At 55.1% G+C, this 25175-nt stretch carries 22 protein-coding genes; 17 read left to right on the plus strand and 5 right to left on the minus strand.

Annotated elements, in window-relative coordinates:
• Window positions 1–52: 52 nt before the first annotated feature.
• From MKY74_RS08285 to tyrS, 3 genes are all read left to right on the plus strand, one after another.
• A complete protein-coding gene (locus tag MKY74_RS08285) occupies window positions 53–844 on the plus strand; it encodes a sulfite exporter TauE/SafE family protein (protein ID WP_076174883.1) in 792 nt (263 codons plus the stop codon).
• A 119-nt stretch (window positions 845–963) separates the two neighbouring features.
• Window positions 964–1233 (plus strand): metal-sensitive transcriptional regulator, encoded by a 270-nt coding sequence (locus MKY74_RS08290; protein ID WP_076174880.1) that lies wholly within the window; start codon window positions 964–966, stop codon window positions 1231–1233.
• 438 nt (window positions 1234–1671) lie between these two features.
• Window positions 1672–2931, plus strand: a complete 1260-nt coding sequence (gene tyrS, locus MKY74_RS08295; protein ID WP_076174878.1) for a tyrosine--tRNA ligase — start codon at window positions 1672–1674, stop codon at window positions 2929–2931.
• Between the two features lie 162 nt (window positions 2932–3093).
• On the opposite strand, the gene MKY74_RS08300 is transcribed toward tyrS, so the two are convergent.
• Window positions 3094–3612, minus strand: a complete 519-nt coding sequence (locus tag MKY74_RS08300) for a DUF3231 family protein (RefSeq protein ID WP_076174875.1) — start codon at window positions 3610–3612, stop codon at window positions 3094–3096.
• Between the two features lie 335 nt (window positions 3613–3947).
• Here MKY74_RS08300 and MKY74_RS08305 point away from each other — a divergent pair, with 335 nt between their 5' ends.
• The 5 genes from MKY74_RS08305 to MKY74_RS08325 all read left to right on the plus strand — a co-directional run bounded on the left by MKY74_RS08305 (window position 3948) and on the right by MKY74_RS08325 (window position 9125).
• Complete coding sequence (locus MKY74_RS08305; protein ID WP_084204142.1) at window positions 3948–4778, plus strand: alpha/beta hydrolase; 831 nt, start codon at window positions 3948–3950, stop codon at window positions 4776–4778.
• A 194-nt stretch (window positions 4779–4972) separates the two neighbouring features.
• A complete protein-coding gene (locus tag MKY74_RS08310; RefSeq protein ID WP_076174872.1) occupies window positions 4973–6484 on the plus strand; it encodes a YheC/YheD family protein in 1512 nt (503 codons plus the stop codon).
• A gap of 101 nt (window positions 6485–6585) precedes the next feature.
• The gene (locus MKY74_RS08315) at window positions 6586–7002 is read left to right on the plus strand and encodes a VOC family protein (protein ID WP_076174869.1); all 417 of its coding nucleotides are present in this window, start codon (window positions 6586–6588) and stop codon (window positions 7000–7002) included.
• A gap of 403 nt (window positions 7003–7405) precedes the next feature.
• A complete protein-coding gene (locus MKY74_RS08320; RefSeq protein ID WP_076174866.1) occupies window positions 7406–8317 on the plus strand; it encodes a prenyltransferase in 912 nt (303 codons plus the stop codon).
• Window positions 8318–8363: 46 nt separating this feature from the next.
• Window positions 8364–9125: a DUF6081 family protein gene (locus MKY74_RS08325; RefSeq protein WP_076174863.1), complete on the plus strand. Its 762-nt coding sequence runs from the start codon at window positions 8364–8366 to the stop codon at window positions 9123–9125.
• A 180-nt stretch (window positions 9126–9305) separates the two neighbouring features.
• On the opposite strand, the gene MKY74_RS08330 is transcribed toward MKY74_RS08325, so the two are convergent.
• Genes MKY74_RS08330 through MKY74_RS08340 form a run of 3 tightly spaced genes read right to left on the minus strand, consistent with a single transcriptional unit; the run spans window position 9306 to window position 12250 of the window.
• Entirely contained in the window at window positions 9306–10220 is a 915-nt protein-coding gene (locus MKY74_RS08330) for a glycine betaine ABC transporter substrate-binding protein (RefSeq protein ID WP_076174861.1), read from the minus strand.
• 1 nt (window position 10221) lies between these two features.
• Complete coding sequence (locus tag MKY74_RS08335; RefSeq protein WP_076174858.1) at window positions 10222–11055, minus strand: ABC transporter permease; 834 nt, start codon at window positions 11053–11055, stop codon at window positions 10222–10224.
• Window positions 11033–12250, minus strand: a complete 1218-nt coding sequence (locus tag MKY74_RS08340) for a quaternary amine ABC transporter ATP-binding protein (RefSeq protein ID WP_076174856.1) — start codon at window positions 12248–12250, stop codon at window positions 11033–11035. The genes MKY74_RS08335 and MKY74_RS08340 overlap by 23 nt, the downstream gene beginning before the upstream one ends.
• A 365-nt stretch (window positions 12251–12615) precedes the next feature.
• Between MKY74_RS08340 and MKY74_RS08345 the strand changes: the two genes are divergently transcribed.
• From MKY74_RS08345 to MKY74_RS08385, 9 genes are all read left to right on the plus strand, one after another.
• The gene (locus tag MKY74_RS08345) at window positions 12616–13185 is read left to right on the plus strand and encodes a GbsR/MarR family transcriptional regulator (protein ID WP_076174853.1); all 570 of its coding nucleotides are present in this window, start codon (window positions 12616–12618) and stop codon (window positions 13183–13185) included.
• 156 nt (window positions 13186–13341) lie between these two features.
• Window positions 13342–14637, plus strand: coding sequence for an aminotransferase class I/II-fold pyridoxal phosphate-dependent enzyme (locus tag MKY74_RS08350; protein ID WP_076174851.1), 1296 nt, complete (start codon window positions 13342–13344; stop codon window positions 14635–14637).
• A gap of 308 nt (window positions 14638–14945) precedes the next feature.
• Window positions 14946–15554, plus strand: coding sequence for a YkoP family protein (locus MKY74_RS08355; protein WP_076174846.1), 609 nt, complete (start codon window positions 14946–14948; stop codon window positions 15552–15554).
• 134 nt (window positions 15555–15688) lie between these two features.
• Window positions 15689–16795, plus strand: a complete 1107-nt coding sequence (locus MKY74_RS08360) for an outer membrane lipoprotein-sorting protein (protein WP_076174843.1) — start codon at window positions 15689–15691, stop codon at window positions 16793–16795.
• A gap of 306 nt (window positions 16796–17101) precedes the next feature.
• The gene (gene alr, locus MKY74_RS08365) at window positions 17102–18286 is read left to right on the plus strand and encodes an alanine racemase (RefSeq protein WP_076174841.1); all 1185 of its coding nucleotides are present in this window, start codon (window positions 17102–17104) and stop codon (window positions 18284–18286) included.
• Window positions 18287–18516: 230 nt separating this feature from the next.
• A complete protein-coding gene (locus MKY74_RS08370; RefSeq protein ID WP_036648438.1) occupies window positions 18517–18798 on the plus strand; it encodes a CopG family ribbon-helix-helix protein in 282 nt (93 codons plus the stop codon).
• Between the two features lie 3 nt (window positions 18799–18801).
• Window positions 18802–19152, plus strand: coding sequence for a type II toxin-antitoxin system PemK/MazF family toxin (locus MKY74_RS08375; protein WP_076174838.1), 351 nt, complete (start codon window positions 18802–18804; stop codon window positions 19150–19152).
• Window positions 19153–19361: 209 nt separating this feature from the next.
• Window positions 19362–21551 (plus strand): alpha-galactosidase, encoded by a 2190-nt coding sequence (locus MKY74_RS08380; RefSeq protein ID WP_076174835.1) that lies wholly within the window; start codon window positions 19362–19364, stop codon window positions 21549–21551.
• A gap of 542 nt (window positions 21552–22093) precedes the next feature.
• On the plus strand, window positions 22094–24292 hold the full coding sequence (locus tag MKY74_RS08385; RefSeq protein WP_076175195.1) for a Tex family protein: 2199 nt from the start codon (window positions 22094–22096) through the stop codon (window positions 24290–24292).
• 203 nt (window positions 24293–24495) lie between these two features.
• Here the strand turns inward: MKY74_RS08385 and MKY74_RS08390 are convergent, their stop codons facing one another.
• The gene (locus MKY74_RS08390; protein ID WP_076174832.1) at window positions 24496–25095 is read right to left on the minus strand and encodes a CGNR zinc finger domain-containing protein; all 600 of its coding nucleotides are present in this window, start codon (window positions 25093–25095) and stop codon (window positions 24496–24498) included.
• Window positions 25096–25175 lie beyond the last annotated feature (80 nt).

Below are 25175 nucleotides of genomic sequence, written 5' to 3' on the forward strand. Positions count from 1 at the left end.
ACAGCCTGTTTTCACTAAGGATGCTTAGGGAGGAGAAAGGAGGGAGGACGCCATGGCGGATATGATGCTCTACGCTGTCATGCTGCTGCTGGGGCTCGTCGGATCGTTCTTCTCCGGACTGCTCGGCATCGGCGGGGCGATCATCAATTTTCCCCTGCTGCTGTATGTTCCGCCTATGCTGGGATTGCCGTCGTTCTCCGCGCACGAGGTTTCCGCGATCAGCATGTTCCAGGTTTTCTTCTCTTCACTGGCCGGCGTGCTGGCGTACCGTTCGAAACCGGATCCGAAAGGAGCGGCGGTGCACAAAGGCCTCGTCATGTATATGGGGGGAGGCATTCTGGCCGGCAGCCTGCTCGGCGGACTGGCCTCCGGAACGATGGATGGGACGGTTATCAACGTGATTTACGGCATTTTGGCGGTACTTGCCGTCGTCCTCATGCTCATTCCGAACCGGGGAACGGAGAACCGGTCTGAACCGTTGACGTTTAACAAAACCGTAGCCGTCATTGCGGCTTTTCTGGTCGGTGCTGTTTCCGGCATCGTGGGTGCGGGCGGATCGTTTATTCTGATTCCGATCATGCTGACGGTGCTGCGCATTCCAACCCGGACGACGATCGCTTCCTCGCTGGCCATCGTGCTGATTTCGGCGGTCGGCGGGGTCATCGGTAAAATCGCTGGCGGGGGCATTCCGCTCGGACCGACCGTCTTTACCGTCCTTGGCAGCCTGATCGGGGCTCCGCTCGGATCGAGAATCAGCTCCAGGATGAACGTGACATTTTTACGGTATGCGCTGGTAGTGTTAATCGCCTTCACAGCTGTGAAAATATGGGCGTCCCTGCTGTGAGAAAGATCGGGTGGAATAAATTTCAGTGCGGCAGCGGGATCCGTACCCGTGTAGTTTTGTTTTGTTTGCTCTATAATATACCCATACCGGTATATCGTTAGAAAAGGTGGGATCCTGACATGGATTACAATTACACGGATGAAATGAAAACACGTCTGCGCCGCATCGAAGGGCAGATCCGGGGCGTTCTGCGCCTCATGGATGAAGGAAAATCATGCAAGGAGGTCGTCTCCCAATTGTCCGCTGTGCGCAACGCCTCGGATAAAGCGATCGCCCAGATCGTTGCAGAGAATCTGCAGCAGTGTATTTTGGCGGAGCAGGCGGCCGGGAATATGGACACCGGAAAAATGGTGAAGGAAGCCGTGGAGCTGCTGGTGAAAAGCCGGTAAACCCTGGCATTTGACAACCCCGGAGGAAATCAATATACTTTGCTTATCCATTTGAATATTCGGAATATACGCGGAAAGAGCGAAGTAGCGGGAAGTCCCTGTTCTCAGAAAGCCGGGGGTCGATGCGACCCGGCAGCACACGGTCCTGACGAATTACACTCTGGAGTATCTTGGGTAATGCCAAGCGGAATGGCCAACGTTATATGCGCCGTCGAGTGGTGCAGCATGCCTTGAATGAGGCGGCCCTGCGCAATGTGGGTGGTAACACGGTTATTACAATCGTCCCTTAGGTCTGTTTCAGGCCGGGGGGGCGATTTTTTGCGTTTTCCGGCTTCATGAGGAATCCTTGCATCCGGGAGAAACAAGCCCGCCTCGATCCATGTATAACCGATTTTTAGCCCTATATATCATGAACAAGCAAAGGAGCTGGACAAGGAAATGAACATTATTGACGAACTGGAATGGCGCGAGGCCATTAATCAACAGACGGACGCGGAGGGACTCCGCCAATTGACGGAGGAGAAATCGATCTCCCTGTACTGCGGCGTCGACCCGACCGGGGACAGCATGCACATCGGGCACCTGATCCCGTTCATGATGCTGAAACGGTTCCAGCTGGCCGGACACCGGCCGGTCATTCTGATCGGCGGCGCCACCGGAACGATCGGCGATCCGAGCGGACGCCAGTCCGAACGCACGCTGCAGACGATGGAACAGGTGCAGGCGAACGTGGACGCCCTGACCGCCCAAATGAAGAAGCTGTTCCTGACTGAAGGCGACAACCAGCTGCGCATGGTGAACAACTACGACTGGACGCATCAGCTGAACGTCATTGATTTTCTCCGCGATTACGGGAAAAATTTCAGCATTAACACGATGCTGGCCAAGGATATCGTTGCCAACCGGCTCGAAACCGGCATTTCGTACACCGAATTTTCCTACCAAATTCTGCAGTCGATGGACTTCCTGCACCTGTATCGGGAAGAGGACGTCCAACTGCAGATCGGCGGCTCCGACCAATGGGGCAACATTACGAGCGGCCTGGATCTGATCCGGAAAAAGGAAGGCCCGGAAGCGAAAGCATTTGGCCTGACCATTCCGCTCATGCTGAAAGCGGACGGTACGAAATTCGGTAAAACCGCCGGCGGCGCTATTTGGCTCGATCCGAAGAAAACGACGCCGTACGAGTTCTACCAGTTCTGGGCGAACACGGACGACCGCGACGTCGTCAAGTACCTGAAGTACTTCACCTTCCTGGACAAAGAAGCGATCGACGCTTTGGCGGAAAAGGTGCAGACCGAGCCGCACAAACGCGAAGCACAGATTACGCTGGCCGAGGAAATGACCCGGTTCGTCCATGGCGAAGAAATGCTGGCCCAAGCTAAAAAGATCACCGCTGCGCTCTTCAGCGGCGACATCAAGTCGCTCACCGCGGACGAAATCGAGCAGGGCTTCAAGGAAATGCCGACGTTTGAAGCTTCGAAGGAGTCCAAGAACATCATCGACTGGCTCGTCGAGATCGGCATCGAGCCGTCCAAGCGCCAAGCGCGCGAGGATCTGAATTCGGGAGCCATCTCCATGAACGGTGAGCGCGTCACCGACACAGAACTTGAAGTAAGCGCCGACCATGCCATCGAAGGCCGGTTCATTATCATCCGCAAAGGCAAGAAAAAATATCATCTCGTGAAGCTGTCCTAGTCTCCGGACGTTTTTGTCGGAGTCAGAACTGCATTAGAACGTCAAACGGGATCTATCACAAAAAAGGCTTTCCTGCCGTCCATGGGGACGAAGGGAAAGCCTTTTTGCCGTACATTCCGAACTACGTGAACGGGAGTCGCCGTAAGCGGCAGAGGGGCTGGGTTATGCTTTTTCCTCAACCGGACGCTCAACGTGAAGCGGTGGAGGAACGAGCCAGCCCTTTTCCTTGTTCATGCGCAAAATCCGCACGCCGAGGGCGGTCTTGGTCGTATGGTATTTGGCGAATAATGCGCCGATATCCTCGCGGATGGACATGCCCATAATCGCGCTGCAGGCAGCCAGTCCCGCAGCGGTGTCGGCTGCTAGCTTGGCGCCGATTTCCTGGTCCATAAAGCGGGCCCCTGGCGGTATGTCTTCCAGATTGACGGCCGGTCTGTCGGCCATAATCGGCGCCGGGACGACGCCGTTGTCGGTCAGCAGCTTGTCGCATTCCTTGATTTCGGTCTTGGCTTGGTCGATCAGGTCCTCAAGAATTTGTTTGAGGTCTTTGTCTCCGGCATGGTTCAGATATACCTGATAGCAGGAAACGAGTCCTTTGGCCATCATGGAAACTTCCCATAAATTGAAGACTTCGCCATAATGCATCGGCTGGTGTTTCGGATTTCCGTCGAGAATACCCATCGATTTCATTCTCTCCTTAGTTTTAGGTAGGGCAGTACCGTTACATTATGAGCAATTCCCTTCGGTTTCATGTACGCAGCCGAAGCTTGCAGCTCCGCTATAGATTGCATATCACGAGTTGCCGGACCGCGTTCCGATGACCGACTGGCACGATACCGAACCGACCGGCAGATGAATTTTCAGCATGGAGCGTCGTTGGCAGATTGTATATCAAGCAGCTGAAGGATCAGGGGGGTTCGCGCTAACTTTTCGGCTAAATTGAGTGTAAGCCCTTTAATTATGTATGCTCCCATTGTAAAATGGTGGACAAAACCATATGACAAGGGGACGATCGCATGAGCACAGCAGCAAGCAGACTGCCTGACAGCAAGCAGCGCATACCACTATGGGAGGATGTTCCGCTGGGACAAAGCGGGCCGGAGAACGAGGGCTGCCCCAGCATTACGCCTTACCTGCTTGAAGGAGAGGGCCCTTTCCCGATGATGGTGGTATGCCCGGGAGGCGGATATGTCATGCGCGCAGACCATGAAGGCGAACCGATCGCCTTGTGGCTGAACAGCATTGGGGTGTCGGCGGTGGTCCTGAACTACCGCGTGTCGCCGAACCGCCACCCGGTTCCGCTGGGAGACGCCCAGCGGGCGATCCGCACAGTGCGGAGCCTCGCGGGGGATTGGAACATCGATCCGGCGCGGGTAGGCATTTTGGGCTTTTCCGCCGGTGGGCACTTGGCGTCCACCGCTGGTACCCATTTTGATGCAGGCCAGGCGGATGCGGAAGATCCGGTCGAGCGCGAGAGCAGCCGTCCCGACCTGCAGGTGCTGTGCTATCCGGTCATCAGCTTCGGGCCATATACCCACGAAGGCAGCAAGTATTCGCTGCTCGGAGAAAAGCCGGACGCGGAACTGGTCCAGTATTTGTCCAACGAGACGCGGGTCACGCCGGATACGCCGCCGGCCTTTATTTGGCATACGGCCGATGACGGGGCCGTTCCTGCGGAGAACAGCCTGCTCTTCGCCCTTGCTTTAAGCCGCGAGAAGATTCCTTATGCGCTGCACGTGTTCGAGGCCGGACGCCACGGACTTGGGCTCGCGGAGGAAGAAGAGGCCGTCAAGGCATGGCCGGACCTGTGCGCGACCTGGCTGAGAGAACGGCAATTCATACAATAATGCTATCACCTGAAAGAAAGGGACGACGCTTATGGAGCGGACGTCCCTTCTTGCCGTTAAGGAGGGGATAAGCACTTCCATCCCCTCCAAGGCATACGCTGGTTACGAACGAGTTGAATTGAAAACCCCCAGGAGGATGATACAGAAGTGATGACCCGTACTTTTGGCATCGGAAACCCAGGCAGGGGATGGGTATGAACACCACGCTCGGCCTAATGTCTGCCAAGACGGCCGGAAGGTCCCATTTTCTTCCTTACGTTGAGGCAGCGAATGAGGCAGGTTTCAAACGGTTGATTCTTTTTGCGCCTGAAGATGTGAACCTGGCCAGGCGAAAAATTACCGGTTACACTTATCAAAAGCATAAATGGGTGCGTACGGTACAGGGATTTCCGGATCTCATTTATGATATAGGCCATTACAGGACGATCCGCGGTTACCAGCAAGCGGAAGAAATCAAATCCTTCAGCCGGCTGCCCTTTCTTGGGGACTGGCTTGGCAATAAGTGGGTCGTCTATCAGGGACTGAAGGCGTCTCCGGAAATCGCGGAGCATTTGGTGGAGACGGAGCTGCTGATTCGGGCGGCCGACGGGATTTCCATGCTGGAGCAGCACAAAGCGCTCATGCTGAAACCGGTCAGCGGAGAATCGGGTACCGGGATCAAACGGATCAGTCTTCGCAAGGACATGCTGATTATTGAGGAAGACGGGGGCGTGTGCCGCGGCATCAAGGTGGAATCGGCAGGGAGATATTTAGATCAGCTGGCCGCTAAAGGTTATATGATGCAGCCTGCGCTCGATTTGCGCGTGAACAGCCGAAGCCCCTGGGACTGCCGTGCGCTGATTCAGAAAGATGGGCTGGGCAGCTGGAGCTTTACCGGGCTCGTCGTCCATGTAGGACAGACAAGCCGTCTGACGACGCATCCGGAGCACGGCGGGCAAACGTTGGAGGGGTATCCCTTTTTAGCCAAAAGATTTGGGGAGGAGGAAGCGAAGAGGCTGTACGAACAGATAAGGGACCTGTCACGGCGGGTAGCGGAGCAGCTGGAGCTATACTACAACCGGAGCTTTGCCGAATTGGGCGTCGACTTGGCCATAGGCGAAGATCGGTCCCTCTATATTCTGGAAGTGAACCATAAGCCGGGCAAGCCGTTCATGCGAACGGAGCGTGACCTCGAACTCTATTTGAAAAGCATCCGGGTGCCGTTCCAATACGCGGCTTATCTGGCTCACACGCAAGCTGTGGTTATTCCGGCGGCACCTCCATGGTCACGGGATACGTCCGGATGCTCCAGAGCGGAGCTCATCGAACAGATCATCCAGGACGGCATGGCATTCTACCGGACTCCATACCGGTTCGGAGCGGTGCCCTGGTCCATCGACGCGTTCGATTGCAGCTCGTTCATGCAATTTATTTTTGCCAGAAACGGTCTGCTGCTGCCGCGTACGTCCAGACAGCAAAGCCTTCTGGGATATGACGTGGCCAGAAAGAACCTGCAGCGGGGCGATCTGCTGTTCTTTTCCGTCCACTCCCGGACGCATAAAAAAGGGCTGGAACGAATCGGCCATGTCGGCATTTATCTTGGCGGCGGCCGGTTCCTTCATTCCTGCAAAGCGGGCGGCGTCGTGGTCACGGAGCTTTCGGATCCGTATTGGAATCGGCTGTATATTAAGGGCCGCCGGGTGATTGAAGAGTATAGCTGCTCGTAGGCGGTGTTAGAGCATCATTTTTCGGCATGTCCTTATCAATCGCAGAGGCGTGGGATATAATGGATTGTGCATGTCCCATATGATAAAGGAGGACTACCCGAATGAGTGTAAAGATATCGCCTTACATTGTAATGAATGGCAATTGTGCCGAGGCCGTTGCGTTTTATGAAAAAGTGCTGCAGGCCAAAAACCTGGGACTGTCCCGCTTCAGCGATATGCCGAATCCGGATCATCCGCTGCCGGATGAAGCCAAAGATCGCGTACTGCACGCCGCACTTGAATTTGACGGCAACACGCTGCTCTTCTCCGATACGTTCCCGGGAAATCCTTATCAGCTTGGGGATCAGTTGAGCATCGCCATTACATCAAATGACAGCGAGCGTCTCCAATCGGTCTTCGCCGGATTGTCGGATGGGGGACAGGTGCTGATGGAATTGCAGAAGACGTTCTGGAGCCCGGCCTTCGGCATGGTCCGGGACAAGTTCGGCATCACGTGGCAGGTCAGCACAGAGCAATAGGAATTAGGTCAGGCAGGTCGGTACGGACTGCGGATCCAGGCAGGCGCTTCTAAGACAATCTGCCAGTTGATTCTCGTCAATCAGAAACAAGCCACGGCACAACCGGAACGCTCCCTTCTTCATTCGAAGGGCAGCGGGAAAGAGGGCCGTGGCTTTTTTGGCTTGGTCTGAAACCTGACATCGCGTGGAATCTTCCTGATTTATACATTCCGATGACAACATCCGCGAAAGTGTGATATCCTTGTGAAGGATGATACAAACCTGCTTTCCTGTATGTCGTTAACGATATCCATCATGGGAAAGTTTGTGAAAAATATCATTTGTTTGGCAATACGGCGTTTTCGCCCGAAAATTATACGAACCCATTTTTCATGGGCACATTATAAGGAAGGGAGCATGGTGCATGCTCAAACAGTTCATGAAAGCCTCACGCTTCGGAGTTGTACCGGTCATGCTGATTCCGGTCGCGCTGGGAGCGTTGGGGGCTTTTGTATGGAACGGCGTTTTTAACGTCTGGCTGTTTCTGATTACGCTCGTCGGCGCGGCGTCGGCCCACCTGTTCTCCAACATGGTGAACGACCTGTGGGATTACAAGAGCGGGACCGATACGGCTGCCAAAGAGGCCGTGGATGCGGTATCCACGAACTCGGGCTTTTTGACGGGCGGCGTATGGAGCATTCGCAAGTTTGCGGCGGTCACTTGGGCGCTGTTTGGCGTTGCCGCGGCTTGCGGAATTATATTGGCCGTATTCTCAGGGCCGTGGGCTTTCATTTTCGGCGCACTCGGCGGCTTGATCGCATACTTCTATGTGGCGCCGCCACTGAAGTTCGGATACCGGGGCAAAGGCTACTCGGAAGTCGCAATCCTGCTCTCGTTCGGCGTTCTCCCGGTCATGGGGGCCTATTATGTGCAAACCTCGCATTTGGATCTGCGGGCGCTGCTCCTGTCCCTGCCGATCGGCCTGTTAACTACGCTGATTCTGTTCAACCATCACTTTTTACACTGGCAGGCGGACCGCCAGGCCGGCAAACGCACGCTGGTCGTCGTGTGGGGCGAGCAAAGAGCGCTTGGCTTCTCCCGGTTCCTGCTGTTTCTGTCCGCGCTGATGCTCGTGGTCAGCGTCATTGCCGGGGCGCTTCCGGTGTACGGACTGCTGGCCCTGCCGGGCATGATTCCGCTGTACCAGGTGTACGGCAAGCTGAAGTCTCATAATAACAGCCATGCCTATATTCCGCTGATGGGAGCTTCGGTGAAATCGACCCAGCGGAGCGGGATCATTATGATTATATGTTTACTGATACAAGGCTTGATCTGACCTTACGGCCATATTGACTTAAGCGAGAAAGGAAGTTCGATGCTACATGGTACAACAACGCGTTTTTGGGGATTTTCATACGATTCTGTCGGAGGGCGAGGTCTGGAAAATCGGCGGCTTTCCGCTGCCGGACGGTACGTTCTGGGAATACCGGGAGCCTGACGCGGTAATCATTGTCCGCAACGGCATTCTGTACGTCCGTGCTCCGCTGAGCCGGCAAAACGACCAGATTCAAATTTTGGACAACGCGAAGCATATGTATTATTCAGTGGAAAAGGTCAAAGTACCGGATCACGGAGTGGTCGACTTCGAACTGCAGATCCGTGCCCGCTCGGTCAATACCGTGCCGAACGATCTGTACGACGGCTACGTATCGCTTAACCTGCTGGATTTCACGACCGGAGCGGCGCTGGATTTCTTTGCCGGCAACGACAAATATGCCAGCGTATACGCTGTTCTTCCTTTCCCGGGGGTAGAGGTTCCGCCATCGGACAAGACCCGGTATTTCTGCATTTTTAAAGAAGACACCAACTTTAAGCCACGTGAATTCAACACCTACAAAATTACGTATGACCGCGGAAACGACGAAGCTGTGTTCTATTTGAACGGCACGGAAATCCGCCGGGAGAAGAACATCCCGATCAAGTTCAACGAGTTTACGATCGCGCTCGGCATCATGACTGAGAAGGACATCTCGCCGGAAGGCAGCGTGTCCGTTCATGGGCAGGTCGTGACGGCTGAGTATTCGCCGGTGACCGTGACGATCGACGATCGTTCGGAGAATAAACGGGCTGTTGAAGAAGAGTAAACGTCAAAGTGAAGAGGCGCGCAACAGAGCCATTCTATAGAATGGCTGCACCGGTTCGGTGTCTGGATGACGGACCCGATTCCTCTTCCAGCAAAAAAAAGGGCTGGGTCCCCAGGTAGAACAATCTACCGGGCCCAGCCCTTTTTCCTTTTCATATGAACCTATAGAGAATGAATTGAATTATTTCTTCAGGTCTTCGATGGACTTAACGTCAACGTAGGACGGTACGACCAGGCCGGTTTTGACGCCGGTCATATTAGCGCCCAGATCATCGATCTGATCCTTGAATTTGGCGAGGTAATCGGCGTGGGTCAGCGGCAGCCAGGCTGCGGCCGATGCGTCCACGTCCCCGTTGGCGACACCGGTCCACATCGGTCCTGCCTCAACCTGCAGGGCGGTTACCTTGTAGCCCAGTTTCTCCTGAAGGATGTACTGCAGCAGGTTGGTGCTGGCGATTTCCGAATCCCAGGCAACATAGCTCAGCTTCAGCGGGTTGCCGTTAACAGGCTTCAGGTCCTTGATCCATTCATTGACCCGGTCGGCGTGGCTGTCAGCCCATGCCTTGGCGGCTTCTTCCGGCTTCTTGCCATCCTGGATCGCCGTCATGATCTCGCCCATTTCATCGGAGGACCATTCAAACCGGTCCAGGAATGCGTAAGCGGTCGGCTCATCCTGCTCCAGACCCTTGCGGGCAATCGTATGGATTTCCTCGGCTTCGCCGTATACTTTCTTCGGATCATCCAGATACTTCAGGTCATATTTGGAGAACATCCAGTGTGGTGTCCATCCGGTAATGACGATCGGCTTTTTGGCCTTAATGTCTTTGGCCAGCGTCGCAGTCATCGCCGCGCCGGAGCCTTCAATCAGTTTCCAGTCGGACAGGCCGTATTCTTCGATGGCTTTGTTGGTCGCCTTCATGATTCCGGCACCGGGGTCGATACCGATAATTTCGTAGTTGACCTGTTTACCGAAGGAATCGGCGCTGCCTTCTCCGCTTGCCGACCCGCCGGAGCCGTTTTGGCCGCAGGCGGACAGCATCAGTGCGCCGGCCAGACCGAGGCTGGCCAGGATCGTCCATCTTTTCTGTTTTTTCATGTTATGCACCCCTTTTTTTGGATTTAAATAGGTTTTGCGTAAAGCGGTCGAGCACGATGGCGAGAATAACCACCGCAAGACCGGCTTCGAAGCCTTTCCCGATTTGGAGCTGGGTTACCGCACGGTATACCTCGGCTCCGATGCCTTGGGCGCCGATCATCGAAGCGATGACGACCATGGACAGCGACAGCATGATGGTCTGGTTGATGCCGGCCATCAGCGTCGGCATGGCCAACGGCAGCTGCACCTTGAAGAGCTTCTGCGGTCCGGTGGACCCGAAGGCATCGGCTGCTTCCGTGAGCTCGCCCGATACCTGCTGAATGCCGAGCAGGGTCAGGCGGATCGTCGGCGGAATCGCGAAGATAACCGAAGCGATGACCCCCGGCACGACGCCCAGGCTGAAGAAGGTAACGGCCGGCAGCAGATAGACGAAGGCCGGCATCGTCTGCATGAAATCGAGTATCGGCGTAATGATACGGGAAGCTCCTCTGCTGTAAGCACACCAGATGCCGATTGGAACGCCTAAGACGACCGAGATCAGGGCGGAGGTAATGACGAGACTGAGAGTGTCCATCGTCTGCGGCCAGTACCCCAGGTTATAGATCAGCAGAAATCCGATCACCGAGAACAGCGTCAGGGATATCCGCCCGACCAGGAAGGCAAGAATACCGAGTATGACGATAAACAGGAACGGATGCGGCAGCATGAACAGCCAGGTAAATCCGTTAACGATGCCTTCGATGACGCTCGAAATGAAGTCAAACAGGACCGTCAGATGGTCTCCCATCCAGCCGACCAACGCTTCAATCCACTCATCCAGCGGTATTTTCGGCATTTGGGCTCACCTCCTTCGAACTGTTCTCCCCGGCGAGCGCACCAAGCAGGGCACCCCGGACGATCACGCCAGCAAGACGGTCGTTGTCGTCGACGACGGCCAGCGGCACCTTGGACATGCTGGTGATTTCAAACAGCTCGTTGATCAGGACGTCTGGATGCACTCTTGGACCATCCGTGATCAGAATGTCCGCAAGCGTTTTGCCGCTGCGCATCGCTTCCGAGGCATCCTCCGCCGTGATGACGCCGAGCAGCCGCTTGCCGCGGTCGATGACGAACAGGTTGGAGATGCCGCGCTCGCGCATCAGCTCGAGCGCCACACGCGGCCCCCGGTCCGGCATAATCGTCTCCGGACGGCGCATGACATGGGCGGCGGTCAGCACCTTGGACAGGTCGACGTCCTCGACGAACCGCTCCACATAGGCGTTGGCCGGCTGCGTCAGAATTTCTTCCGGCGTGCCCACCTGCACGACGGCGCCATCCTTCATGAGCGCAATCCGGTCGCCGATCCGCAGCGCTTCGTCCAGATCGTGCGTGATGAAGATAATTGTTTTCTTCATCGTCTCTTGCAGTTCGAGCAGCTCATCCTGCATGTCACGGCGGATCAGCGGATCCAGCGCGCTGAAGGCTTCGTCCATCAGCAGAATTTCCGGGTCATTCGCGAGCGCCCGGGCCAGACCGACGCGCTGCTGCATGCCGCCGCTCAGCTCGTCGGGAGATTTGTTTTCCCAGCCCTTGAGGCCGACCAGCTCGAGCGACTTCATCGCTTTCTCCGTGCGCTCCGGCTTTTTGACCTTTTGAATCTCAAGCCCGTATTCCACGTTTTCCAGTACGGTCCGGTGCGGAAACAGCGCGAACTTCTGAAAGACCATACTGATCGTCTGGCGCCGTACCTTACGGAGCTGCTCCTTATTCATTTTTCTTAAATCCTGCCCGTGAACGAGGATTTCCCCCGCCGTAGGCTCAATCAGCCGGTTCAGCATCCGGACGAGGGTGGATTTGCCGCTGCCGGACAGCCCCATAATGACGAAAATTTCGCCAGCTTCAATACTGAGGTTGACCCGGTTCACCCCGACGGTCACGGATTTTTCCTTCGCCAGCTTCTCCTTGTTCCAGCCTTGTTCGAGCAGCCCGACGCTTTGCTCCGCCTGGGCTCCGAACAATTTGCTGACTTGTTTAAGCTGCAAAATAGACAACTGTGATACCCCCTTATTGCTTCTCTATCGTTGATAAGTGCGAACACGATGCTGCGTAAATAACCAACGGGTAACAGTGTAACAATTAATATATATAGTATCAAACGTTTTAACCGTACGTAAAGAACGTACAGAAAAAACTGTACGAAATTTACTGCCGAATGCTCCCATATCCGCCGTTTTCCTGACGGATCGGTTTCTTTACAATTAAAATACGTTTACATACAATAGACGATGAAGGTTTGGTCTTCTCCATACTTTTTCACTTACAAACACGGGCAACACAAGCGGATTCCGGACCTTGTTCAGGCTTATGGGCCGGGGATTCTGCGGAGAATGGTTGAACAAATAAGGAGGTTGCAAGCATGAGCTTGGACCAATTCGAAGATGAACGCGACGCAGCAATCCACAAGGTACGCAAGCGCGTCATTGAAACGATCGGAAGAAACATGGACTTATATGGAATCTCCCAGTCCACCGGACATTTATACGGGCTGCTTTTTTTTGCAGACAAGCCGATGACCCTGGATGAAATGGGACGGGAAATGAAAATGAGCAAGACCAGCATGAGCACGGGCGTCCGGACCCTGCTGGACTTGAAGATGGTCAATAAAGTATGGGAGAAGGGCTCCCGCAAGGACTTATATGAAGTGGAATACGACTGGTATCAGACGTTTACCGACTTTTTCGATATCAAGTGGAGAAAATCGGTAGAGAGCAATATCCAGATTCTGAGCAAGTCCATCGACGAGATGGGCAGGCTGCTGGCGGCGTACGAGCATGATCCCGAGTTCACCGAGCTGCTGCGCATGGATATCGCCAAGCTGCATGAGGCGGTTGCCTATTACGGCTGGCTGGACCGGCTCATCGATACGTTTGAGAGCGGAGAGATCTTCAAGCTGGTCCCGAAGGAGCCTCCAACCCCACACAGCTAAACATAAAAGGCACCGGAACCGGGCTGCGTTACAGCAGTCCGGTTTTTTTGGATTTTCATGACGCCAGGTGTGGTGATTTTTGTAGTTGACATCTGCCTGCTTTCGGTCATATGGTGTAATTTAGTAAAAGTTAGACGAAGAGCTGAGCGAGGAGAGATGAAGATGGTTACGGGTTATGCCGGATGGCAGGAAGATGAGTTAAGGCGGGAGCAAGCCCGGCTGCAAGCTGAATATGAGGCATACCGGAGTCTTAATTTGAAGCTGGATATGTCCCGGGGCAAGCCGTGCCCGGAGCAGCTGCAGCTTTCGAACGAAATGCTGGACATTCTGCCGTCCGGGGAAGAGCTTCGGGCGGAGAATGGGACGGACTGCCGCAATTACGGCGGCCTTGACGGGCTCCCGGAGGCGAAGCGTTTTTTTGCCGAGATGCTTGGGGTTCAGTCTTCCGAAGTGATTGTTCAAGGCAACTCCAGCCTAAACTTGATGTATGATGCGCTGGCACGGGCGATGCTGTTCGGGGTGCTTGGCAGTGAGCAGCCGTGGAGCAGGCTCCCGTCCGTCAAATTCCTGTGTCCAAGCCCTGGGTATGACCGCCATTTTGCGATCTGCGAGCAGCTGAATATCGAAATGATCACCGTAGATATGACGCCGGAAGGGCCGGATATGGACGCAGTAGAGAGGCTTGTCGCTGAAGATGACTCCATCAAGGGGATTTGGTGTGTGCCGAAGTACAGCAACCCCGGGGGTATCACGTATTCCGACGCAACGGTGGAACGGCTGGCCCGGATGAAGACGAGGGCAGGCGATTTCCGCATTTTCTGGGATGACGCTTATACGGTTCATCATCTGACTTCAAGGCATGACGAGCTGAAAAATATGCTGGAAGCCTGCTCGAACGCCGGCCATCCTGACCGTGTATTCATCTTTGCATCCACTTCCAAGGTGACTTTTCCGGGTTCCGGCGTAGCGGCCTTGGCGGCGAGCAGGGACAACCTCAGCCATTTGAAAAAACAGTTGTCCGTGCAGACGATCGGCCCGGATAAAGTGAACCAGCTGCGGCACATCCGCTTTCTGAAGGATATGGAGCACCTGGGCCGCCACATGGAAAAGCATGCCGCGATCATCAAGCCGAAATTCGACTTGGTACTGAGCAAGCTGGAATCCGGGCCCGGCTCTAAAGATATCGCTTCATGGAGTAAGCCCAGCGGTGGTTATTTTATCAGCCTGGATACGATAGACGGCTGCGCACGGGAAGTCGTGCAGCGTGCAGCCGAGGCCGGGGTGACACTAACGCCTGCCGGAGCCACTTATCCGTACGGGCGCGATCCACGGGACCGCAATATCCGTATTGCGCCAACCTATCCATCGCTCGAAGAGCTTGCGCAGGCCATCGATATTTTGTGCGTATGCGTGCAGCTGGTATCGATCGACCGCATTTTGGCGGATCAATAGAGCAGCAGCATTTTTTAAGACAGGCAGGTCAGGAGGGATGGGTCGGAAACGGTACCGCAGGGGCGGTATCCCAGCCCAGCCTCCGGCCTGCTGTTTCTTTTTGCCGAATGACTGGAACATAAGCGGCCTTCCCCCGATAACGGAATCCGGGCATGTTGCCAGGCGGCACCGCGGAAACGTCTTGTTCCACGAGGAACGTTTCGTGGTCAGTGCCAATCATGCAAATATCTTTTTTTGGATGATTTGCATGGATTCCCTCATTTGAACCGTCAAACTGAATAGAACGAACTTAATAGAGAAGAGATGTGATGATATTGATCAAAACGACGGCTTTGAAGACGGGAGTCCAGACGGCATGGATGAAATGGGAGGGCTTGTTCGACCGGATCACGCGGCTGCGGAGCAAGCGGGTGCTGAGTTACGGAATTTGCAAGCTGGTGGTTCGGCCTTTTCACGGGCAAAGCATCCGCAGTGACAGCGGGCAGTGGCTTCATGCCGGCGACTGGATCGGGGAGCTTCATTTGGATAACGGGCAGGTGCTGGAGCTGTCGCGGAGCCTTGGGCCGGACAGGGCGGCGCTGAAAACCGCCAGGCTCCTGAAGCAATCGCTCAGACAGATCCGTGAAGCGATGGACCAGGTTCCCGAACTGGCCGAGGTCAAAGCGCTGACCGGAATTACGCTGCTTCACCGGGGGCTGACCCACGGGCTGGGCTTCGAGCAGCACCAGCTGAAGGCCGGGTGGTTCCGGCTGCTGACGACGATCTATTTAAGGTTTCTGCTGCGAATGCTTCATCCCGCCGGGCAAAAACGCGTGAAGCACAGCGCTCCCAAGCTGGTTCCGCAGATGCTGCTCATGACAAGGCAAGCGTTCATGGAGCGGTACCGCCGCGAGTCACCTTTATATAACGTCGTATAACAACGAACTATTAACATTAAATTCAGCAACACGGATTCGGTATCAGGCTTGTCATGCTAGTCTGCATAATGTGACCAAGTCCCTCATAGACATGTATCAATCAGTTCAAACCAAGTGCTAAGGGGGATGATGTCATGCGCCGGATTTCATGGATGCTCGCCATGATCTTGTGCGTTACGGTTGTGTTGGCAGGCTGTGGTGGCAAAAAGGATGCCGCTTCCGTTGTCAAAGACTTGAACAACGTGGTCGATACACTGCAAAGCAAGGATGGCTCTTACAAAGGAACGGGAAAAATGACGCTGTATACCGGGGAAAAGCCGCAGGAATACCAGGTGGAGGTATGGTACCAGAATCCAAACTACTACCGCATCAGCCTGACGAACGCCCAGAAGGACGTCACGCAAATCGTTCTCCGCAACGATGATGGCGTATTCGTGCTGACGCCGAGCCTGAACAAAAGCTTCCGGTTTAAAAGCGACTGGCCGGACAACCAGGGGCAAGTCTATTTATACCAAACGCTCGTCCGGGGCATCTTAAGCGATAACACCCGGCAGTTTGCCGCAGACAAGGACAGCTATGTCTTCGATGTTGCGGCCAACTATCACAGCCAGTCTCTCGTCCGTCAGAAAATTTGGCTCAGCAAGGACAATTACGCGCCAAAACAAGTACAAGTCTCCGACTCCGACGCCCATGTCGTCGTTGAGGTCAAATTCGACCAGTTCCAGTTCGATGCGAAATTCGACAAGGACTCTTTTGACATGAAGCGCAACATGACCGTGCAAAGCGATCCATCGGTCGGAACGGTGGCCGAAGTCGACGAGAACGGCAATCCGGTCGCATCCCAGGACCAGCCGCAGGGCGATAACGGGGAAGCGGCGCAGGAAGTCACCAAGGAACTTGGCGACTTTGGCATGATTATTCCGGATTACCTGCCTGAAGGCGTTACGCTCAAGGACAGCAACAAGTTGGACAACAGTGACAACCATGCGCTGCTGCTTCGGTATGACGGTACATACCAGTTCACGATCATGGAATCCCGTCCGCAGGACCGTGCCGTGTCCCTGATGTCGGGTGAAGTGGTGGATCTTGGATTTACGGCGGGCCTCCTGGCTGGCGATGAGCAGCAAACGCTGACCTGGATGAATGGGGACGGCGTGGAATTCCGCATTACAAGCGCAAACCTGCCGGTGGACGAAATGATACAGATTGCAGCGTCTTTACAGGAACAATCGGGTAAATAATACGCAGACAGGCGGACCCTTCGGGCCGGCGGGGCATGATTCCACCGGCGCAACGAAGGGGCTTTCGCCTATCCATCTTCGAAAACCGCTGTGGTACGGTAAACCAGCCGGATTCAGCCGGGGCGTGGTTCATTGACAGTCACCTTCCTGAACATTACGATTACATAGGATAAACGAAAGGTAAATAACAATTGATTTTCGATCCGATCCATCTATGTCCATAGACTGATCGAACGAAAATGACAACTCTCCTTTCAATGACTGTATGTAATGAGTGTGTTAATTCTTAGAGAAGGTGACGAATGAATGCAGCAACAATATAGAGCAACTAGAGCGGAAATCAATCTGGACCATCTTCAAGCGAACGTTACGGCATTTCGCCGGGCTCTGCCCGAAGGCATGAAATTTCTGGCCTGCGTCAAGGCGGATGCGTACGGTCATGGTGCCGTGCAGGTGGCGCGGGAGCTTGCGAGCATCGGGGTGGACTATTTAAGCGTCGCTTTCCTGGATGAAGCGATCGAACTGCGGCATGCCGGCTTGACGCTGCCCATCCTGGTGCTTGGCTACACGCCTCCGGAAGGCATAAGAACGGCGTGGGAGAATAACATAACAGTGACGGTGTTCAGCCCGGAGGTACGGGAAGCGATCCGGCAGCTCCCGGCGGACGCCGAGTCCAGACCGCTGAAGGTGCACATTAAGATCGACAGCGGAATGGGCAGACTGGGACTTCTTCCCGGCCCGGACGCCATTTCGTTTATCGAGTCGCTCTATGCCCTTTCGCAGGCTGAGGTTGAAGGCTTGTTTACCCATTTTTCCAAAGCGGACGAAGAAGATAAAAGCTATACACTGGAGCAGTACCGGCGTTTCGAGAGCGTGGTGGCCTCGCTCGGGGAGAAAGGATTCAGCCCTCCTCTTATACATACGGGCAACAGCGCCACAGCGATTGATACCCCTCAGCTATCCTACAATATGGTCCGCGTCGGCATCAGCCTGTACGGATTGTATCCATCGGATGAGGTGAATCATCAGACTGTCGCACTTTCCCCGGTATTGACGCTGAAGACAGAGCTAGTATATGTCAAAACCCTTCCGCCGCATTGGGGCGTCAGCTACGGCGCCAAATATGTGACGGATCAAGATGAAGTCATTGGAACGCTGCCGATCGGCTATGCCGACGGGTACTCGCGGATGCTGAGCGGTAAAGCGGAAGTCCTGATCCGCGGCCGCCGCGTTCCCGTTGTCGGAACGATCTGTATGGACCAGTGTATGGTAACACTTCAATCTTTTGCCGAAGAGGCAGAAGAAATTCATGCGGGCGAGGAGGTTGTGCTCATCGGTCAGCAGTCTGGCCAGTGTATTACGGCGGATGAGCTGGCTTCTCAGCTGGGTACCATCCACTATGAGGTCATCTGTATGATTTCCCACCGGGTACCTCGTGTTTACACGAAGCACGGGGCGCTGTACAACCGGGTCAACCCACTGCTCACCTAATGCGAAGAAAGGCGGAATTTCAGCCTTTTTGCTGGAAATGAAGGAATACGGCACAAGCATCCCGAATAAAGGTAATGACGGAATGACTGTACGTAAATGCCGAGTCTAGTTTATAATGTATGCAGCATACCTGGTATATCTTCGGCATATATATTCCTTTGTATAAATTTCCTTGATTCAAGTTATACTGGGCACAAGGGTGAGAAGGTATTGTGGGGGTGGAACAGAAGGTGGCTAATATGCAGAATACCAAACGAATTATGATCAGCTTGCCGGATCATCTTTTGCAGGAAGTGGATGGCATCGTTGCGATGGAGAATTCGAACCGCAGTGAACTCATCAGGCAAGCCATGAAACTGTATTTAACGGAGCGGAAGAAACGTTATATACGGGAGTCAATGCAGCGCGGCTATATGGAAATGGCCAAGATCAATTTGACGATGGCATCGGAGGCCTTTCACGCGGAAGAAGATGCAGACAGCACTCTAGGCCGCTTAGTGAGCGGGGTGTAGACATTGATCGTAAAACGCGGCGACGTTTTTTTTGCGGATCTTTCACCCGTAGTCGGTTCTGAGCAAGGTGGAGTCAGGCCCGTTCTGATCATTCAGAACGATATCGGCAACCGTTTTAGTCCTACGGTCATCGTGGCGGCCATTACCGCCCAGATTCAAAAGGCAAAGCTGCCGACCCATGTGGAAATCGATGCGGTTTCGCATGGTTTTGACAGGGATTCGGTCATTTTGCTGGAGCAAATCCGGACCATTGATAAGCAGAGGCTGACGGACAAAATTACCCACCTGGATGAAGAAACGATGAAAAAGGTGGATGATTCGCTGCAAATCAGTCTCAGCCTGATCGATTTTTAAGCGTTGAACCATAAGGTTGATGATATGGTTGTGAAGGATAAGGCGTACCCGGAAGGGGCGCCTTTTTCTTGTTTTTGAACTTGTTTTTAAGTCACATAAGTCCATTGTAAGGGGTTACGCATCCGCTATAATGAATTGTATCCAACGTATGAGCGGGCAGGTGAGTACTGCATCTGCGTCTATCCGCTTGTGATATCAGGGAGGGAATTATGGCGATTCATATCGATACCAAGCAGCAATTATTTCATCTTCAGACCCGCAGTTCAAGCTACGTATTTCAGATTCTTCCGTCCGGCTATGCCGCCCATCTCTATTACGGGAAAAGGCTGCGCGACGCTGACCTGAGCTGGCTGCTCGTGACGACCGAGCGGGCTTCCTTCAGCCCGAATCCGGTGCCGGAGGATCGTACGATCTCCCTGGACACGCTGCCGCAGGAGCTTCCAGTGTACGGAACGAGCGATTTCCGTCACCCGCTGGTACAGTTCCGGCTGCCTGACGGCTCAACCGTCACCGAATTCAAGTACGTGTCGCATCGGGTAGAGCAGGGCAAGCCGCGGATGGAGGGACTTCCTTCGACATATGTGGAGAGCGAGTCCGAAGCCGAAACGCTGTTTGTGAATATGCAGGATCCCGTGTCGGGGCTGCATGTGGAGCTGCAGTACACGGTGATGGAAGCTTATGACGCGCTGACCCGCTCGTTAAAAATCGTGAACGACAGCACCGAGCCGGTGGAACTGCTGAGAGCCCTCAGCGCAAGCGTGGACTTCCCGCGCGCCGACTACGAGTGGCTGCAGCTGTCCGGCGCCTGGACCCGGGAACGCGACGTTGTTCGCCGTCCGGTCGCCTATGGCATGCAGGCGGTGGAGAGCCGCCGCGGGGCCAGCAGCCACCAGCAGAACCCGTTTGCGGCGCTGCTGTCTCCGGGGGCGGATGAAGACCACGGCGAGGTCTACGGCTTCAGCTTGGTATACAGCGGAAGCTTTATCGCCCAAGCCGAGGTGGACCAGTTCCGGACGACCCGTCTGTCGATCGGGATCAATCCGTTCGATTTCACCTGGCTGCTAGAGCCGGGAGCCGCGTTCCAGACGCCGGAGGCCGTCATGGTCTATTCCTCCGAAGGCCTGGGAGGCATGTCGCGGACCTATCACCGGCTGTACCGCGAGCGCCTGGCCCGCGGCCAGTTCCGGGACAAGGAGCGCCCGATCCTCGTCAACAACTGGGAGGCGACTTACTTCCAGTTCAATGCGGATAAAATCGTCGACATCGCCAAGGCCGGCAAAGAGCTTGGGATCGAGCTGTTCGTCCTGGACGACGGCTGGTTCGGCCATCGCGACAGCGACAATTCCTCGCTTGGCGACTGGGTGGTGGATAAGAACAAGCTGCCTGGCGGACTGGAAGACCTGGTGAACCGCGTGACGGGCATGGGAATGCAGTTTGGCCTGTGGTTCGAGCCGGAGATGGTTTCCCCGGACAGCGACCTGTACCGCAAGCACCCGGACTGGTGCCTGCATGTACCGGACCGGCGCCGTACGGAAGGCCGCCAGCAGCTGATCCTCGACTTCTCGCGGCAGGATGTGCGCGAGGAAATTGTACGGATGCTGACGGAGGTGCTGAGCAGCGCGCCGATTACGTACGTGAAGTGGGACATGAACCGCAACATGACGGAAATCGGTTCGGCGCTGCTGCCGCCGGAGCGTCAGCGGGAGACGGCCCACCGCTACATGCTCGGCCTCTACGAAGTGATGGAACGGATCACATCGGCGTTCCCGCACATCCTGTTCGAGAGCTGCTCCGGTGGAGGCGGTCGCTTCGATCCCGGCCTGCTCTATTACATGCCGCAGACGTGGACGAGCGATAACACCGATGCGGTGTCCCGCCTGCGCATCCAGTACGGCACGAGCATTGTTTACCCGGTAAGCGCCATGGGCTCGCATATTTCCGCCGTTCCGAACCACCAGGTGGGACGGTCTACGCCGCTCGACATGCGCGGCTACGTCGCCATGTCAGGCAACTTTGGCTACGAGCTCGACTTGACGAAGTTCACCGAAAAAGAGAAGGAAGTCGTCAAGCGGCAGGTGGCGCTGTATAAGGAAATCCGCGGGCTCGTCCAGACCGGCGAGATGTACCGGCTCCTCAGCCCGTTTGAAGGCAATGAGACCGCCTGGATGTTCGTGGCGGAAGACGGCAGCGAGGCCGCGGTCTTCTATTTCCGGGTGCTGGCCGAATCCAACGCGCCGCTGAACCGCCTCAAGCTGAAGGGGCTCGATCCGGCTGCAGATTATGCGCTGGTGGGCACAAGCGGGGTGTACACTGGCGACGCCCTGATGTACGCGGGCATCGCGGTAGGCGCTGAGCGCGGGGATTACCACAGCGAGTTTTTCCGCTTCCGGCTCGTATAAGCCCGGGCCCTTTCCAGAATTAACCGGCCTCCGGCCTGCGTAAAGGTCTATACAGATGGAAGCCGCAGCAGTATGATGAACCTTGCCCTGTTTATGGGGTAAGGTTCTTTTTGCTTTTTCAGGGGAAATCTACCGTGGTATGGAAGCTTTCTCCTGCCAAACATGACCGCTGGAAAAATGGTTAAAAGTTTGTGATAATAAGATATGAAAACTTTGTAGATTTGCCTAAAGTTTTGGTTTGATCTCACAGTTTTCCATAGAGGCTGTCCGCCCGTTAATCGGACTGGCCGCCAGGCAAGCTGACACTGATACCTATAACGCCGCAGGAAGCCACCCTGCTGATATAAAATTTTCGGTACGACGGTTTGCGGCAGCAGGCGTTTATAAACCAGACCAACCCGATTTTTCGACTCGGACAAGTCTGTGACCAATCACATGATGACGAATGAATGTTTTAATGACGACGATGATGAGAGAACGTTTGAATACATGGAAACGCAAGTACGAATGGGAAAGAGGGATTTCTTTTGACGGAAAAGGAAATGGTTATCGAACAGAATGGTGAAGTACTGAAGGCACAGGAAAAGGAGCGGATCGTGCAGCAGATTGCCAAGGAGCTGCAGCTGTCCCTGAAGCAGATTCGGACGACGGTGGGACTGCTGGATGAGGGCAACACGATTCCGTTTATCGCCCGTTACCGTAAGGAAATGACCGGGGAATTGGATGAGAACCAGCTGCGCGGAATCGAAGAGCGCGTGACTTATCTGCGGAATTTGGAAGAGCGCAAGCGCGAGGTCATCCGGATTATCGACGAGCAGGGGAAATTGACCGGGGAGCTAAAGACGGCAATCGAGAAGGCGGCCAAGCTCCAGGAAGTGGAAGACTTGTACCGTCCGTACCGGCAGAAGCGTAAAACCCGTGCCAGCGTCGCCAAAGAGAAGGGACTTGAGCCGCTCTCCGAGTGGATCATGGCTCAGCCGAAGCAGGGGGATGTGCACAAGGAAGCCGCCAAATACGTCGATGCGGAAAAGGGCGTGGAAACGGCGGACGATGCGATTTCCGGCGCGATGGACATACTGGCGGAGAATCTGGCCGACGATGCGACCATCCGGGCCTGGGTGCGGCGTTATACGATGGACCATGGGATGCTGACCTCGGAAGCGAAGGATCCCGAGCAGGAGTCCGTGTACGAGAACTATTACAACTACCGGGAGCTGGCGAAAAAGATGCCGCCTCACCGCATTTTGGCCATTAACCGCGGAGAACGCGAAAATATTCTTAAAGTCGGCCTCGACGTACAGCCTGAGTCGATCCACAATTTTATGGCGCGTCAGGTCATCAAGGGCAGCTCGACGGTGCAGCCGATCCTCACGGCCGTTATTGAAGATGCTTACAAACGGCTGATCGCCCCTTCCATCGAACGCGAAATCCGCGCTGAGCTGACCGAGAAGGGGGAGAATCAGGCGATTTCGATCTTCTCCGGCAACCTGCGCAGCCTGCTGCTGCAGCCGCCGGTCAAGGGCCGCTGCGTCCTCGGGGTGGATCCGGCCTACCGGACAGGCTGCAAGCTCGCCGTCGTGGACGATACCGGCAAGCTGCTTGAGGTGGCGGTGACGTACCCGACACCACCGAACAACAAAAAGAAAGAAGCCGCCGCGAAGTTCAACGAGCTGATTAAGAAGTACAGCATCCAGCTGATCGTGATCGGCAACGGGACAGCTTCACGCGAGACGGAACAGTTCGTGGCAGAAGTGATCAGCGACATCGGCGTGCCGGACCTGGCTTACCTGATCGTCAACGAGGCTGGAGCAAGCGTGTATTCGGCGTCCAAGCTGGCCCAGGAGGAATTCCCGGATCTTGACGTTGCCGAGCGCAGCGCCGTGTCCATCGCCCGCCGCGTACAGGACCCGCTGGCTGAGCTTGTAAAGATCGAGCCGAAGGCGATCGGTGTCGGCCAATACCAGCATGACGTCTCCCAGAAGCATTTGGACGAGAGTCTGAAGACCGTCGTCGAATCGGCCGTCAACCATGTCGGTGTCGACGTGAATACCGCTTCGCCGTCGCTGCTGTCCTATGTGTCCGGCGTCAACGCGACGACCGCCAAAAACATCGTGAAATACCGCGATTCCAACGGTAAGTTTTTGAGCCGTAAAGAACTGCAGAATGTGCCGCGGCTGGGAGCCAAAACCTACGAGCAGTGCATCGGATTTATGCGCATCTCCGAGGGCGATAACCCCCTCGACCGCACGCCAATCCATCCGGAATCGTACAAGGTGGTGGACCGTCTGTTCCGCGAGCTTGGTGTCGGCATGGAGAAGCTGGGAACGCCTGAGCTGTCCGAGCTGCTGGGGCGTCAGGACGTGGAGAAGCTGGCGGAGGTGCTGGAAGTTGGCGTGCCTACGCTGCGCGACATTCTGGAGAGCCTTCAGCGCCCGGGCCGCGACCCGCGGGAAGAGCTGCCGCTGCCTATTTTCCGGACGGACGTGCTGAAGATCGAGGATTTGACCCCAGGCATGGAGCTGCAGGGCACCGTGCGCAACGTCATCGACTTCGGGGCTTTCGTGGACATCGGGATCAAAAGCGACGGTCTCGTCCACATTTCGCAGCTCAGCAGCGGCTATGTCAAGCATCCGATGGACGTGGTGTCCGTCGGCGATAACGTGACAGTATGGGTGCTGAACGTCGATTTGAAAAAAGGCCGTGTCGGCCTGACGATGCGCAACCCGCATCAGGGAGAATAATCTTATCTCAAGACTGTAAGTAAACAAGATCGGATTATAACCAGATCAGGATTTAAAGGATTTTATAAGATAGGTATATGTGGAGTTCCGGCCAACATGGCGTTCTTTAGCTGGTTCATGATCGCTGCCGGACTCCTTCCCATAGCCCACCCGAAGAATGGAAAAAAATGTTTCCAGTCTTCGGGATTTTGGTGTGTTCGGGTTTAGGTTTGGTTATGGTCGTGGTCGTGGTCGTGGTCGTGGTCGTGGCCGTGGTCGTGCTGGGTCGCTTTCTTACGTGCCCGGAATCGTCGAACTTTCATCAAATTCCCGCACATTTTGTCATCGCAGTAGCGTTTGGAGCGGTTACGGGTATCGTCATAATAGACCCAGAGGCAGTCCGGATTGTCACAGATCCGGATTCTTGCCGGTTCGCCATTGGCGATCGTCTCGGCAAAAGAAGCGGCGATCTCCGACATGACCTGCTGCCAGTCCCAGCGGACCGGTTTGTTCCCAGTAGACAAGCTGTCTTCGCGGTAGCGCAGCTCCCGAATGACGGGGCCGGCGGACATGACCGCATTTAGCCTGCCGATCGCCTCGGCATCAAGGGAAACACCCTCGACGATGGAGGTGACCATGCCATGGATCAAGGAGCGGAGCTCTTTAAGCTGCTGCAGCTCGTGGGGTTTTGGTTCATCGAGTAACGGCAACTGCTGTTCCTGCAGCCATGCCCGCAGCCATCCGGGCCGGTCCAACCGGTCCTCGGACTTGCCGCTGCCCCGCCAATCATGCCAGTCGCTGTTCAAAAAATCATCCCAAAGCATACGTTATCCTTCCTTTCAGGTTCATTGTAACAACTAAAAAATTATTTTGCTAGTTACTTGACCGGCAGAAATAGACTGTG

This window comes from Paenibacillus sp. FSL R5-0378, assembly GCF_038009285.1.
GTDB classification, from domain to species: domain Bacteria; phylum Bacillota; class Bacilli; order Paenibacillales; family Paenibacillaceae; genus Paenibacillus_AQ; species Paenibacillus_AQ favisporus.